Source organism: Luteimonas sp. RC10 (assembly GCF_014192745.1).
GTDB lineage: Bacteria > Pseudomonadota > Gammaproteobacteria > Xanthomonadales > Xanthomonadaceae > Luteimonas.
In genome coordinates, this window is record NZ_JACHYJ010000001.1 from 1 (window position 1) to 15,030 (window position 15,030).

The 15,030-nt window shown below is 68.8% G+C and carries 8 protein-coding genes; 2 read left to right on the forward strand and 6 right to left on the reverse strand.

Annotated features, from left to right (window positions below; translation table 11 throughout):
• Positions 1-99: 99 nt before the first annotated feature.
• The 4 genes from ung to rhlB all read right to left on the reverse strand — a co-directional run bounded on the left by ung (position 100) and on the right by rhlB (position 4,692).
• Positions 100-831, reverse strand: a complete 732-nt coding sequence (gene ung, locus FHW73_RS00005) for a uracil-DNA glycosylase (RefSeq protein WP_183424668.1) — start codon at positions 829-831, stop codon at positions 100-102.
• Positions 824-1,774: a permease-like cell division protein FtsX gene (gene ftsX, locus FHW73_RS00010; protein ID WP_183424669.1), complete on the reverse strand. Its 951-nt coding sequence runs from the start codon at positions 1,772-1,774 to the stop codon at positions 824-826. The genes ung and ftsX overlap by 8 nt, the downstream gene beginning before the upstream one ends.
• The gene (ftsE, locus tag FHW73_RS00015) at positions 1,767-2,456 is read right to left on the reverse strand and encodes a cell division ATP-binding protein FtsE (protein ID WP_183424670.1); all 690 of its coding nucleotides are present in this window, start codon (positions 2,454-2,456) and stop codon (positions 1,767-1,769) included. Before ftsE ends, ftsX begins: the two co-directional genes overlap by 8 nt.
• A 487-nt stretch (positions 2,457-2,943) precedes the next feature.
• Positions 2,944-4,692, reverse strand: a complete 1,749-nt coding sequence (gene rhlB / locus FHW73_RS00020; RefSeq protein WP_183424671.1) for an ATP-dependent RNA helicase RhlB — start codon at positions 4,690-4,692, stop codon at positions 2,944-2,946.
• A gap of 201 nt (positions 4,693-4,893) precedes the next feature.
• Between rhlB and trxA the strand changes: the two genes are divergently transcribed.
• Both trxA and rho read left to right on the forward strand, forming a co-directional pair.
• Entirely contained in the window at positions 4,894-5,220 is a 327-nt protein-coding gene (gene trxA, locus FHW73_RS00025; RefSeq protein WP_047135552.1) for a thioredoxin, read from the forward strand.
• Between the two features lie 227 nt (positions 5,221-5,447).
• Entirely contained in the window at positions 5,448-7,250 is a 1,803-nt protein-coding gene (rho, locus tag FHW73_RS00030; protein WP_183424672.1) for a transcription termination factor Rho, read from the forward strand.
• A 127-nt stretch (positions 7,251-7,377) separates the two neighbouring features.
• Here rho and aqpZ read toward each other — a convergent pair whose 3' ends face one another.
• Positions 7,378-8,079, reverse strand: coding sequence for an aquaporin Z (gene aqpZ, locus FHW73_RS00035; RefSeq protein WP_183424673.1), 702 nt, complete (start codon positions 8,077-8,079; stop codon positions 7,378-7,380).
• A 584-nt stretch (positions 8,080-8,663) separates the two neighbouring features.
• Positions 8,664-14,390, reverse strand: coding sequence for an autotransporter-associated beta strand repeat-containing protein (locus FHW73_RS00040; protein ID WP_255492526.1), 5,727 nt, complete (start codon positions 14,388-14,390; stop codon positions 8,664-8,666).
• Positions 14,391-15,030: the final 640 nt, after the last annotated feature.

Here is a 15,030-nt window from a genome sequence, read left to right on the forward strand (position 1 = left end):
TCAAGGTCATCAAGCGTCGTGCCTACGGCTACCGGGATCAGGCGTATTTCTTCCTCAAGATCCGCGCAGCCTTCCCCGGTATTCAGCGATGAACCTTTTTTATGCGAGCGAGGCGCGCGGCGGCAGCGACCAGTCGATCGGCCGCTCGCCGCGGCGCTGCAGGTAGTCGTTGGTGGCCGAGAAATGGCCGCAGCCCAGGAACCCGCGATGCGCCGATAGCGGCGAGGGATGGGTGCTGCGCAATACCCGGTGGCGGCGCGTGTCGACCAGCTTGCCCTTGGCCTGCGCGTAGCTGCCCCACAGCAGGAACACCAGGCCCTCGCGCTCGCGGTTGAGAGTGTCGACGACGTGGTCGGTGAAGCCCTCCCAGCCCTTGCCCTGGTGCGAGCCGGCTCGGCCTTCCTCGACCGTCAGCACCGCATTGAGCAGCAGCACGCCCTGGCGCGCCCAGGGCATCAACCAGCCGTGGTCGGGCCGCGGCAGGCCGAGGTCACGGGTGATCTCCTTGAACATGTTGTCCAGCGACGGCGGGATGCGCACGTCGGGCCGTACCGAGAACGACAGGCCATGCGCCTGGCCGGGCCCGTGATACGGGTCCTGTCCGAGGATGACGACTTTGACCGCGTCGAACGGGGTCGCGTCGAACGCGGCGAAGATGTCCGGACCCGGCGGATGGATCCGTGCGCCCTCGGCGCGGCGTGTGCGCAGGAACGCCGACAGCGCCCGCATGTCGTCGCGGAGCAGCCAGTCGCCCACGCGCGCCTTCCACGAGGGCTCGAGTTTGATCCGGGAGGCAGTCTGCGACTCAGGCGTCGTTTGCGGATCAGGCATGGTCGGGACGCGTCTGGCGCAGGAAGTGGCCGGTGACGATGCCGCCGCCGAGCCAGCCCAGCGCGGTCGAGCCCGCCAGCACCGCCACCACGCCGAGCGGCCCGAAGCCACGCAGCGCGAACGTGGCGCCATAACTGGCCGCGACCTCGGCCAGCGGCGCACGCAACGCCGCCGCCGCCGCGCCCAGCAGCGCCAGTGCGACCGCACCCGAGGCCAGCCCGTACCAGGCGCCCAGATAGAGGAACGGCCGCCGGATGAAGCCGTCGGTCGCGCCCAGCAACTGCAGCACGCCCAGTTCTTCGCGCCGCGACTGGATGTCCAACCGCACGGTGTTGCCGACGACCAGCAACGCGCCCAGTCCAAGCAGCGCTGCCAGGACCCAGACCACGCGTCCTCCCAGGCGCAACCAGCCGTCGAGCCGCTGCCGCCACTGCGCATCGTGCTGCACCAGCTCGGCTTCGGGCAGCTGGCGCAGCGCATCGGCCAGCAGCATCTCGTCGCCCGACGGGGTCAGGATCAGCACGTGCGGCAAGGGGTTTTCGTCGAGGACGTCGATCGCCGGGCCGAACTCGCCGCGCTCCCGCAGTTCCGCCAGGCCCTCGTCGGGCGTGCGGTGCACCACGCTGCCGACATCACCACGTGCGCGCAGCTCGCCGGCGAGCGCGGCAGCGCGCTCGGCATCGACATCGCGCTGCAGGAACACGCTGATCTCGCGCGAGGCATCGATGCTGCCGCCGAGCCGGCCGACATTGTCGAGCACCAGCCATAGCCCAAGTGGCAGGGCCAGCGCGACCGCCATCACACCGATGGTCAGCGCGGTCGACCAGGGCCTGCGGAACACGCGCCCCAGGCTGGCAACGAAGCTGTAGACATGGTGGTCGACCCAGGTGCCGACCGGGGATGCGCCGGTGCGGACCGGCTGGTTGCGGGGCGCCTCAGGCATCGGCGAGATCCTCCGGCGCGATGTCGTCGACCAGGGTGCCGTGGTCGAGAACCAGCGTGCGCTTCTTCATGCGCTTGACCAGGCCCAGGTCGTGGCTGGCGATCAGCACGCTGGTGCCGCGCTCGGGCAGCTCGGCGAACAGCGCCATGATCTCGGCCGACAGCGTCGGGTCGAGGTTGCCGGTGGGTTCGTCGGCGACCAGCAGCCGCGGCTCGCCGACGATCGCGCGCGCGATCCCGACCCGTTGCTGCTCGCCGGCCGACAGCTGCGTGGGCAGCGCGCGCTCGCGGTTGCCCAGGCCCAGCCGCTCGAGCGCGCTGCGCACCCGCTTGCCGATCTCGCCGCGACGCTGGCCGCGCAGGATCAGCGGCAGCGCGATGTTGTCGAACACGCTGCGATCCGACAGCAGCCGATGGTCCTGGAACACCACGCCCACATCGCGGCGATGCAGCGCCACACCGCGCCCGCGCACCTTCAGCAGGTTGCGCTCGGCGAACACCACTGCGCCGCGGCTGGGCCGCTCGGCCAGGTGGATCAGCTTGAGCAGCGTGCTCTTGCCTGCGCCCGAATGGCCGGTGACGAACAACAGTTCGCCCGCCGACACGGCGAAATTGACGTCCGACAGCGCCACATGGCCGCCGGCGTACTGCTTGCTCACGTTGTCGAATCGCAGAACGCTCATGCGCGGGATTATTGCAGGGAACGCGTGCAGGGCGCTGTCACCGGATCGGCACGACGCACGGCCCCTTCCCCCGTTGACGGGGGAAGGCTGGGATGGGGGCGAACTATGCGCATCGATCGCAGCAGATCGGGCGCGATTCCACCGTCGAGTCGCTCGGATCGCGTTGTCGTCATCGGAACGCTCGCCCCCACCCAACCCTCCCCCGCACGCGGGGGAGGGCTTTTCCAGACGGTTTCCGGCTGCTTACGCCCGTACAACCCTCCCCTGCGCCGCTTGTCGCGCTGCCCGGACGCGACGGTCCGGTCGCAACCCTCCCCGCACGCGGGGAGAACTGTGGGTCGCGCCCTGGCCGACCGCGACCACGTGGCCAACCCTCCCCGCACATGGGGGAGGGCTCAAGCAAAAGACCCTGCGCCTCGTCTGGACTGCACAGAACGAACAAGCCCCGCTGGAGCGGGGCTTGTTCTGCGTGCGACCTCGCGCCGGATCAGCGCGAATCGCCACCCGAGACCAGACGACGCAGCCCTCGCCCGATGCGGCTGAGCAGCGACGGCGCCTTCTCGGCCGCGGTCGGCACCGGACGTTGGGTCGGACGCACTTCGCGCGGACCCTGACCGCCATTGCCGCCATTGCTGCGCGACTTGGACTCGATCGACGTCGTCTCGCCGGTCTGCGACGCCGTGGCGTCCGCACCCTCGACCTTCTTGCCGCCACGACGGCGACGGCGCTTGCGCGGCGGACGCGACTCGTCCGGCATCGCCTGGGCGACGGCGCCGGCGGCGTCGATGACCGGCTTGGCCGGCGCGGCAGACGCATCGGCCGTCGCGTCCGGCCGCGGGGCGCGCGGCTTGCGCGGACCGCGCTCGCCACGGCCTTCGCCACCGCCCGCACGCGGACCCCGCGAACCCGGCGCACCGCGACCAGCCCCCGGACCACCACGACCGCCGCCGCGCTTGGCGTCCTCGGCAGCGCGCGCCTCGCGGACCTCGCGGAAGATCTCACCGACGCTCTCGCCCTCGGCGGCATCGACCTCGACGCCTTCGCGCGGCTTGCGCGGCAGCGGGGTCAGCAGCTCCTGGGTCACCGGCTCGGACGGGATCTTCTGCTCGATGTAGGCCTCGATATCCGGCAGCGAGGTCGCGTAACGCTCGCAGGCGAAGCTGATCGCATCGCCCTCGGCGCCCAGACGCGCGGTGCGCCCGATGCGGTGCACGTAGTCCTCGGCGTCGAACGGCAGGTCGTAGTTGAAGACGTGGCTCACGCCGTCGATGTGCAGACCGCGGGCGGCGACGTCAGTCGCCACCAGCAGCTCCAGCTGACCGGCCTGGAACTTCTTGAGCAGCGATTCGCGCTTCTTCTGCGGCACATCGCCCGAGAGCACCCCGACGCGGTAGCCGGCCTTCTCCAGCGCACGCGCGACGCGCTCGACGAATGCCTTGGTGTTGACGAACACCATCGTGCGCGCGCCTTCGCTGCGCGACAGCAGGCCGATCAGCAGCGGCAGCTTCTCGTCGTCGGCCGGGTAATACATGCGCTGGCGCACGCGAGCAGCGGTGATCGACTCGGTTTCCACGACAAGCTTCTCAGGCTCGTTCATGTGCTCGTAGGCGAGCTCGAGCACGCGGTGGCTGAGCGTGGCCGAGAACAGCAGCGTCTGGCGCTCGGTGCGCACCGGCATCCGGCGCAGCAGGAAGCGGATGTCCTTGATGAAGCCCAGGTCGAACATCCGGTCGGCCTCGTCGAGCACGCACATCTCGCAGGCGTGCAGGCTGACGACCTTGTGCTGCTTGACGTAGTCGATCAACCGGCCGGGGGTCGCGATGATGACGTCGGCGCCCTCCTGCAGGATCTGGCGCTGCTTGTCGTAGTCGACGCCGCCATAGACCAGCGCGAACTTCAGGCCCAGTTCGCTGCCGAACTTGACTGCGTCCTTGTGGATCTGGATGGCCAGTTCGCGGGTCGGCGCCAGGATCAGCGCGCGCGGGTCTTCGGGCTTGCGGTCGGCCAGCGCCGGGCGGGTCAGCAGGCGATTGATCACCGCGACCAGGAACGCCAGGGTCTTGCCGGTGCCGGTCTGGGCCTGGCCGGCGACGTCACGGCCATTGAGCGCCAGCGGCAGCGTCAGCGCCTGAATCGGGGTGCAGCGGGTGAAGCCCGCGCCTTCCAGGCCGGCCTGCAGGGCCGGATGTAACTCGAAGGAGGCGAAGGTGAGGTCGGTAAGGGGTTTGTCGCTCATGCGTAGGTCTGTATCCGGGCGTCGCCGGCAGTGGGCGCCGCGTGCTTGCGTGGGAGGCATCCGCAACGCAGACTGCCTGGATGCAGGACGCGTGGGTCGTCCCGCGGATGCGCCGCCTTGATTCGGGCCGACGATCCCCCACTTTACCATCCATCCCGGCGCCGCTGCCGCAGCCGGCGCCTCCTTGATCCGGAGAAGCCCGTGAGCGAACGCGTCATCCATGCCACCGATTCCGACTTCGACGCCACCGTGCTGCAGGCCGACGTGCCGGTGCTGGTGGACTTCTGGGCGCCGTGGTGCGGCCCCTGCCGGATGATCGCCCCGGCGCTGGACGAACTGGCCGGCGACTACGCCGGGCGCGCCAAGGTGGTCAAGGTCGACGTCGACCAGAACCAGGCCACCGCGCTGAAGTACCACGTGCGCTCGATTCCGATGCTGCTGGTGTTCAAGGACGGCCAGGTCCACGGCACCCAGATCGGCGCGGTCGGCAAGGCCCAGTTGGCCCAGCTGATCGACAAGGCGCTCTGAGCGCGCCTTCCGCGGCGGCCGCAACGCCGCCGCAAACGGCCTCGGCCTGAATCGCCATCGCCATAACCGCTTGCCGACGCCCCCGCGGCGATGCTAGGTTTGCGCGACTCCGGTAGGCACTCGCCTGCCGCACCCATCTGAACTGCACCTGCCGGGCGTGATCTCCCGGCCCTGCCCGTTTCCACCTTCCGCCCTCCGGGCGCTCGCACCGAGCGAGGATTCTGCTCTTGTCCGACAACACCCCTGACGACGCCGGCACGCCGGCCGCCGACACCGCCGTCAAGCGCGTCCGCAAGCCCCGCGCGGCCAAAAAGCCCGCCGACGCCGCGTCCGACGCCCCCCAGCCCCAACTCCAGCTTCCCGCCCAGGATGCCCCTGCCGCCCCCGCGCCGACGCGTCCGGCCGCCGAGGCGCCGGCATCGCCCGCGCCCGAGGCGCCACGCCCGCAGCCGCCGAAGGCCCCGCCCGCCGCAGGCGGCGATGGCGCGCCGCAGGACGGCAGACAGCGCCACGAGCCGCGCAACGGCGGCGAACCCCGCAACGGCGGTGAGCGCCAGGGCGGCGAACCGCGCCCGCAGCAGCAGCCGTACCAGAACAACCGCCAGGACCAGAACAACCGGCAGGATCGCCAGGACCAGGGCAACCGCCGCGATCGCTTCAAGAACCGGCGCGACCGCCAGCGCGGCGGCCGCGACGACGGCCTGCCGCAGGACGGCGGCAACGACCACGCGCAGCGCCTGCCGCCGCCGAACGTGCCCGAAGGCTTCCCGCAGTACTCGCTGAGCGACCTGAAGCGGATGCCGGCGCACAAGCTGCTCGACATCGCCGACCAGCTCGCGATCGAGGGCGTGGCCCGCGCCCGCAAGCAGGACGTGATCTTCGCGCTGCTCAAGGTCCTGACCCGTCACGGCGAGGGTGTCGTCGCCGACGGCGTGCTCGAGATCCTGCCCGACGGCTACGGCTTCCTGCGCGCAGCCGAGGCCAGCTACCTGGCCGGTCCGGACGATGTCTACATCTCGCCCAGCCAGATCCGCCGCTTCAATCTGCGTACCGGCGACCACCTGCTCGGCCGCATCCGCTGGCCGAAGGACGGCGAGCGCTACTTCGCGCTGTCGGTCGTGGACACGATCAACGGCGAGCCGCCGGAAGCCAGCAAGGGCAAGGTGCTGTTCGAGAACCTGACCCCGCTGTTCCCGCGCAAGCGCTTCAAGCTCGAGCGCGGCGACGGCTCCAGCGAGGACATCGCCGGCCGCGTCCTCGACCTGATGGCCCCGCAGGGCAAGGGCCAGCGCGCCCTGATCGTCTCGCCGCCCAAGGCCGGCAAGACGATGATGATGCAGCAGGTCGCCAGCGCCATCACCTACAACCACCCCGACGTGCACCTGATCGTGCTGTTGATCGACGAGCGGCCCGAGGAAGTGACCGAGATGCAGCGCACCGTGCGCGGCGAGGTCATCAGCTCGACGTTCGACGAGCCGGCCGCGCGCCACGTGCAGGTCGCCGAGATGGTGATCGAGCGCGCCAAGCGCCTGGTCGAGCACAAGAAGGACGTGGTCATCCTGCTCGACTCGATCACCCGCCTGGCCCGCGCCTACAACAACGTCGTGCCGAGCTCGGGCAAGGTGCTCACCGGCGGCGTCGACGCCAACGCGATGCATCGGCCCAAGCGCTTCTTCGGCGCGGCCCGCAACGTCGAGGAAGGCGGTTCGCTGACGATCATCGCCACCGCGCTGGTCGACACCGGCAGCGCGATGGACAAGGTGATCTACGAAGAGTTCAAGGGCACCGGCAACTCGGAAGTCCACCTGGACCGCCGCATCACCGAAAAGCGCGTGTATCCGGCGATCAACGTCAACCAGTCGGGTACCCGCCGGGAGGATCTGCTGATCGAGCCGGAACTGCTGCAGAAGATCTGGATCCTGCGCAAGCTGTTGCACCCGATGGACGAAATCGCCGCGATGGAGTTCCTGCTCGACAAGATGAAGAGCACGAAGTCCAACGACGAGTTCTTCTCGTCGATGAAGCGCTGAAGCCCCCCGGGACTTCCGGAAAAACGCCCCGCATCGCGGGGCGTTCTTCGTTCTGCGGTCATTGCGGCTTCACGGAAACGCCGCCGCATTCGTAACGAGCTTTCCCACTACCGACATCGCCAGTTCCTCAGAGCTCGCGCCGCGGCGCCAGCACCAGGCGATGCAGCACACCACCGGCCGCACCGGCGACGAGCGGCACCAGCCAGAACACCCACAACTGCTGCAGCGCCGCGCCGCCCTGGAACAGTGCCACGCCGGTGCTGCGCGCCGGGTTGACCGAGGTATTGGTGACCGGAATGCTCACCAGGTGGATCAGCGTCAGCGCCAGGCCGATCGCCAACGGCGCGAACGGCGCGGTCACCGGCTTGGCGGTCACGCCCAACACGATCACGGTGAACAGCATCGTCAGCACGAACTCGATGACGATGGCCGCTTCCAGCGGATAGCCGGCCGGCGAATGTGCGCCGTAGCCGTTGGTGGCGAAGCCATGGCTGGGATCGAAGACCGGGCTGGCACTGGCGACGTAGTACAGCACCGCCGCCGCACAGATCGCGCCCAACGTCTGCGCGATGACATAGGGCACCACGCGGCCTGCGGTGATGCGCTTGGCCACCCAACACGACAACGTGATCGCGGGATTGAAGTGGCCACCCGAGATCGCGCCCAGCGCATAGGCCATGGTCACGACACTCAAGCCGAACGCGAACGAGACGCCGAGAGTGCCGATCCCCGCGCCAGGCGAGGACGCCGCCAACACCGCGGCACCGCAGCCGCCCAGGACCAGCCAGAAGGTACCGATGAATTCCGCGACCAGGGGTTTGTAGTTCATGTGTCGCATACCTCTTTCAGGAGAATGACCGCCGGATGGCGGGTGGAAGCGAACGCAATCGTTGACCTGTCCAGGCATCGATCGCGTTCGAAGAACACGCACGTGCAATGCATCCTTGGCGCACGCTGTCGGGCCGCCGCACACGCCACGGCTTGATGCGCACGTGGCGTAACCGGCGCGCGGTGCGGCGCTCCCATAAGCAGGAAGGTCTGGCAGCCGACAAGACGAGGGCGGCCGCGAGCACTGCGCCCTTCCCCACCAGCGAGGAGCAAGCGCGAAGACCAGCCCGCCCCGCCCGCGAAGGGAGCGAGCGCGAAACCGAGCCCCCCTGCGGGGAAGCGCGAAAACCGAGCCCTCCCCCGCCCGCGAAGGAGCGAGCGCGAGACCGAGCCCTCCCCCCCCTGCGGGGAAGCGCGAAGACCAGCCCGCCCCGCCCACGAAGGAGCGAGCGCGAGACCGAGCCCCCCTGCGGGGAAGCGCGAAAACCGAGCCCTCCCCCGCCCGCGAAGGAGCGAGCGCGAGACCGAGCCCTCCCCCGCCTGCGGGGGAGGGTTGGGTGGGGGCGACGCCGCACCTGTGATGCATCACCAGCCGACCTTCACGCCGACGCTCGCCGACAGGTCATCGCTGCGACTGCGGCTCTGATCACCGTGCGCCCACAACTTGCCGACCTCGCCGAACAAGCTCACCTCGCTGTTCACCGACAACGTGCCGCCCATTGCCAGCTCGCTGCTGCGTCCACCGGTCGGGGTCACGATGTCCGCCGTCGCCGACGGACCGATGAAGCGCGCCACGTCCTGGTCCGAACGCGTGCGGTAGTAGTTCACCCGGATGTAGGGCTGCAGCAGTCCGGCGCCTGTTTCGAACTCGCCCTTCAGCCGAAGACCGACACGCGCGGTCAGACTGTTGGCGGCGTCCTGCTGCACCAACGCATTGGCGATCTCGACATCGTCGTTGTCCAGACGCTGGTAGATCAGCTGCAGCTGCGGCTCGAGCTGCCAGTCGCGACCGATCGGGAACGCCTGGCCGATTTCCACTGACGCCACGCGGCTGTCGCCATCGCCCGACACCATGTCGCCGATGGTCGGGATCAGCTTGTAGCGCAGCCGACCACCCTGCAGCACTGTGTCGACGTAGAAGCCGTTCTCGGCCTCGAAGGTGCTGTACAGACCCACGAACTTGCTGTCGAGATCGGTGCGGCCCACGGCCAGGTTCGTGCTGCCGCGCGCCGAGCCCGCGACCTCCATCTCGCCGGTCAGCGTGCCGAAGTAGGCGCCGACGTGCCAGTTACCGTTGGCCCACACGTCCGAGCCGATCTGCAGACCGTTCTGGCGACCGCGACTGCTCGGGGTCGCATCGCCGCCCTGCTTCAAGCTGCGATCCACGCTGACCAGACGGCCCCAGGACTGCCGATACCCGGCCGATTCCGAGCCGCTGCCCATCGTCGCGTCGCCCAGGCGCTGATGCAGGTTGCCGAGCATGCCGGCCGCCGATTCGCGGAACTGACCGCCCAGCGATCCGAACAGCGCCGCCTCGCCGCGGTTGCTCGAACGCAGATACCAGTTCTCGCCCAGGCCTGCGGCATCGGCCGCATACAGCCGGTACTCGAACGCACCCGCATCGACGAAGTCGCCGACCAGCGAGAAGCCGTCCTTGGTCGTCTGCGCGGTTGTCGTTGCCCCGTTGATCGCACGGACCACTTCAATACCATCGCCCGTGGTCTGCGCACCGAGGCCGTCGCGGTTGGTGAGGTCGATCAGTGTGCGGCCGCTGACCGCACCGCCGTCGATCACCAGCCGGTCGGTGGGGCTGGACGAATCGCCGAGGGCTGCGCTCATCTGCAGCACGCCGCCATCGCCGACGTAGTCGCCACGCACCGTCAGCGTCGTGCCCGGCGTTGCGCCCATCAGCGACACGGTGCCGGCATTGTGCAGGCCGGCCACCGTCTGGTCGTAGCCGGCCAGATCCAGCGTGCCGTCGGCGGCGACTTCATGCCGCGAGTTGGCACTGAAGGCGTTCGCCATCGCCGCCTGCAGCGAACCCGACGCGACCTCGGTGACGCCCGTGTAGGTGTTGCCGCTGCCGAACGTCACCCGGCCGGCGCCTTCCTGGCGCACGCGACCGGAACCGGACACCACGCCATCGAAATGCACTGCGTCGGACCGGTCGAACACCAAGGTGCCGGCATTGGCGACATCACCGACCAGGCTGCCAGTGGTCCCGCCATCGCCGAGCTGCAGCGTACCCGCCGAGATCGTCGTCCCGCCGGTGTAGGTGTTGTCGCCGGTCAGCACCGTGGCCCCCGTGCCGGCCTGCGTCAGCTGACCGCTGCCCGAGATCGTGCCGCCCAATGTGATGGCATCGGCGCGATCGATCACCAGCGTCGCGTCGTTGACCACATCACCCACCAGACTGCCCGTCGTGCCCCCGTCGCCGACCTGCAAGGTGCCCGCCGCAATCGTCGTACCGCCGGTGTGGGTGTTGGCGCCGGTCAGCACGGTCGTACCCGTGCCGATCTGGGTCAGATGGCCTGTGCCGGACATTGCACCTGCGAGCGTGGCGGTATCACTGCGACTGATCGCCAGCGTGCCGTTGTTGACGATGTCGCCGACGATATGACCAGTCGTGCCGCCATTGCCCAGTTGCAGCGTGCCGGCTGAGATCGTCGTACCACCGCTGTAGTCGTTGTCGGCGGTCAACGTCAGCATGCCGCTGCCCGTCTTGGTCAGTCCGCCGGGGCCATCGATCGCACCGCCCAGCGTCATCGTGTGGGCCTGCGTGTCGAACGTCGCACCGCCCGCCTGGCTGGCGATCGCACGATCGCTGTCCAGATCGGCCAGTGCTCGCAGCGTGCCGCCATCGAGCGTCAGCCCAGCGGACGCCGCACCCAGGTTGCCGTCGTTGGAGATCGCCACCGCACCACCGGTGACCGTCGTGCCGCCGGTGTAGGTGTTGGCACCGCCCAGCACCAAGGTGCCGGCGTCGGTCTTGACCACGCCCACATCGCCTTGCAGCACCGCGTCGATCGTCGCGGTGAAGTTGGCGCCCGCCGTCGTGCCATCGCCCACGCGGATCGTGGCCCCGTTCGCATCGTCAGCGACCAGCGTCAGCGCGTCGCCCTGCACCACGTAGCCTTCGGTCGCGAACTGCATCCCGCCCGCGACCACGTCACCCAGGCTGTTGTCGACGTCGACCGCGCCCACGGCGCCGGCGAAGATCGCAAATGCGCCGCTGTTGTGTGGGGCATTGAGCGTGCCGTCGGCATCGGTCCAGTTGTCGTTGCCTGCGCGCGCCTGCCACGTCCCGTCGCCGCCGCTGATCGTGCCGTCGTTGCGCCCGCCCGCATCGCCGTCCCAGAAGTTCAGCGTCAGCCCGGTCGCGTTGACCAGATTGACCTGGTTCGCGATCGAGGTCTGCACGCTGATCTGCGCCGAGTCCAGCATCGTGCCCAGATCGAGCATGTTGTTGGTCAACGCGCCGCCGTAGCTGATGACGCGATAGAGGCCGGTGCTGAACGCGCCACCTGTCGGGGCCGTCACGTCGATCCTGCCGTCGAGCACCAGGTCGCCCTCGACCACGGTCAGATCGTTGAGCGGGCCGCCCACCGTGCCGGCCTGGCCGAACTGGTAATCCAGCACCGCGCCGTCGGCCAGCGACAAATCGCCGGCGATCGTCAGCGTGCCGGGTGCCCCCGCGCTCGCACCTGGCGCGAGCGTGGCGCCGCTGGCGACCGCAACATCACCGCCGATGACGCCGGCACCACCGATCGTCGCGCCACTGGCAACGCTGGTCGCGCCCGTGGCAGCGCGCTGATCGCCGTTGACCAGCAGCGTGCCGGCCGCGACATCGGTCGCACCGGTGTAGGCATTGTCCCCCGTCAGCGCCGTGGTGCCGGTGCCGGCCTGGACAATGCGTCCACGGCCAGAAATCGCGCCAGCGAACGTGTGGACGTCCGAGCGATCGAACACCAGTTCGGCGTCGAACAGGAGGTCGCCGGCCAGGCCACCGACGACCACGTCACCGACCACACTGCCGCTGGTGCCACCGTCGCCCAGTCGCAGCGTGCCGTTCGAGACCGTCGTGCCGCCGGTGTAGGTGTTGTCACCAGTGAGCGTCGTGGTGCCGAAGCCGGTCTGCAGCACGCGACCGCTCCCCGAGATCGTGCCTGCGAGCGTCAACGCATCGCTGCGCCGGATCTCCAGCGTGGCGTTGTTGACCACATCACCGACCACACTGCCGGTTGTGCCGCCCGCACCCAGTTGCAGCGTACCGGCCGCGATTGTTGTGCCGCCGGTGTAGGTGTTGTCGGCGGTCATCACCGTCGTGCCGTCGCCGATCTGGTGCACCTGACCACTGCCGGAGACGAGGTTGCCCAGCGTCGCCGTCCCGGACCGATCCACCGCCAGCGTCGCGTTGTTGACGATGTCGCCGAGCACGCTGCCGGTCGTGCCACCATGGCCCAGCTGCAGCGTGCCGCCTGCGATCGTCGTGCCGTCGGTGTAGGTGTTGTCGGCGCCCAGCACCAGCGTGCCGGCATCGGTCTTGGTCACTGCCGTGTCACCCTGCAACACTGTGTCGAGGGTCGCGGTGTAGTCCGCGCCCGCTGTCGTACCGTCGCCCACACGCAGCGTCGCGCTGCCGGTGCCGTCGTCGATCAGCGTCAGGGCATCGCCCGCCACGCGGTAGCCGTCGGTCGCGAACTGCAGGCCGCTCGCGGTCACGGCGCCGACGCTGTTGTCCACGGTCACGGTGCCGGCCGTGCCGGCGAAGACTGCGAAGGCACCGTCCGAATAGGTCGCATTGATCGCGCCGTCGGCATCGGTCCAGCTGTCGTCGCCACCGACCGTACGCGCCTGCCAGCTACCGTTACCGCCATCGACAACATCATCATTACGACCGCCCGCCTTGCCGTCCCAGAAGTTCAGGCTCAGGCCGGCGGTGTTGACCAGGTTGACCTGGTTGGCCACCGAGGTCTGCACGTTGAACGTCGCCGGGTCCAGACTGGTGCCCAGGTCCAGCCCGTTGTTGGTCAGACTGCCGCTGTAACTGATGACGCGATACAGGCCCCCGCCGAAGGTGCCGCCCGGTGATGCGGTTGCGCTCAGGATGCCGTCAAGCACCAGGTCACCTTCGACCACGGTCAGGTCGTTGAGCGCACCGCCTACCGTGCCGGCCTGACCGAACTGGTAGGCGAGCGCACTGCCGGCCGACAGCGACAGGTCGCCGGCGATCGTCAGCGTGCCCGGCGCCCCGGCACTGGCGCCCGGCGACAGCGTGGCGCCATCGGCGATGACGACATCGCCGCCGATCACGCCGGTACCGCCGAGCGTCGTGCCTCGGGCTGTCGTCGTCGTTCCGGTCGCGGCGCGCTGGTTGCCGTTGACCAGCAACGTGCCGGCCAGGACGTCGGTAGCACCGGTGTAGCTGTTGGTGCCGGTGAGCGTGGTCGTTCCTGTCCCCGACTGGGTCAAGGTGCCGCTGCCGGAGATCGCGCCACCGAGTGCGATCGCGTTGCTGCGTTCGACGACCAGGGCGGCATTGTTGGCGATGTTGCCGACCACGCTGCCGGTCGTGCCGCCGTTGCCCAACTGCAGCGTACCGGCCGAAATCGTCGTGCCGCCGGTGTAGGTCTGGTCGGCGATCACCGTCGTGGTGCCGGTGCCGGCCTGGGTCAGGCTGCCACTGCCCGACAAGCCGCCGCCGAGTGTGTAGCCATTGGAACGGTTGATCGCCAATACGCCGTTGTTGACGATGTTGCCGACCACGCTGCCGGTCGTGCCGCCATCGCCCAACTGCAGCGTGCCGGCCTCGATGGTCGTGCCACCGGCGTAGGTATTGCTGCCGGTGTAGACCAGCGTGCCGGGTCCGCGCTTGGTGACGCGCTCCCCATCGCCCGTCAATGCCTGGGAGATCGTGAACGTATTGGTCGGGCTGGCGATGTCAAAGGCGCCACCGCCTGCACCGAGCCTGATCTGCCTCGCGGTGCTGACAAAGGCATCGCCTGTCACGCGCAAGGTGGCGCCGGAGAGCAGAGTGAGGCTGCCCGAAGTCGCACCCAGCGCCCCTTCGGACGACACGGTCAGCGAGCCAAGCACCACCTGCCACGGCGTAACCGCGGACGTCGTACCGGTCAACGTCCAGTTCGTGGCTGGGACCAGGAACACGCCGAAGCCCCGATACTTCGCCGCATCGCCGATATCGACAACATTGAGTGTGCCGGTGGCACCGACATCGCCGCCAAGATAGATCGCGTCCTGACGGCTGAATGCCGTGGCGGTGCCATTAATGACGCCGCCGGGCTGCAATTCCAAAGCATTGGTGCCCCCAGTGAAGAGAATGGCATTGGTCCGGGCACCGTTGTTATCCTGGCCAGCTGAAATGACGCCCGCATTGCTCACATAGACGTTTGAACCCAGGATGCCATAGCGACCTTGCCTTGCGTCCCCACTGCCATTTCCGCCTTGGATGGTACCGAAGTTACGAATCTTCGCCCTGTTTTCCGAGCTAGCGCCACCGCCGCTCGCGATGATGCCGTGTGCACCGGAGCGTCCGGGAAGACCATCTGCTCCCATGATCCTGCCAGTCGCAGTGTTGATGAGTTCCACCCCGTCGCCGGACATCAATACACCGCTACCGGCATTGCCATTGTTCGTGCCACCACCCGCCTGGATGAGGCCGCTGTTGCGATGTCCTTCCCCCCCACGGAGTACGGCCCCCGCCCCACCGCTGTTGTCGGTCCCCGACCCGAGCCCTCCAATCAGACTGCCGGTGTTGTTCATGATGTTCCCGGCGTCGAATACCCCACCGGGCGTACCAGCTTGCGCATGCGCAAGTGGCACCGCCCCTGCGAATAGCCCCGCCGATAGCAACGCGGCACCGATCGCGCGACCGCTTCCTGCGGACGCATTGGATGCGGGCCGCGTACGCCGGGCCAGTTCGCTGGTCACGACC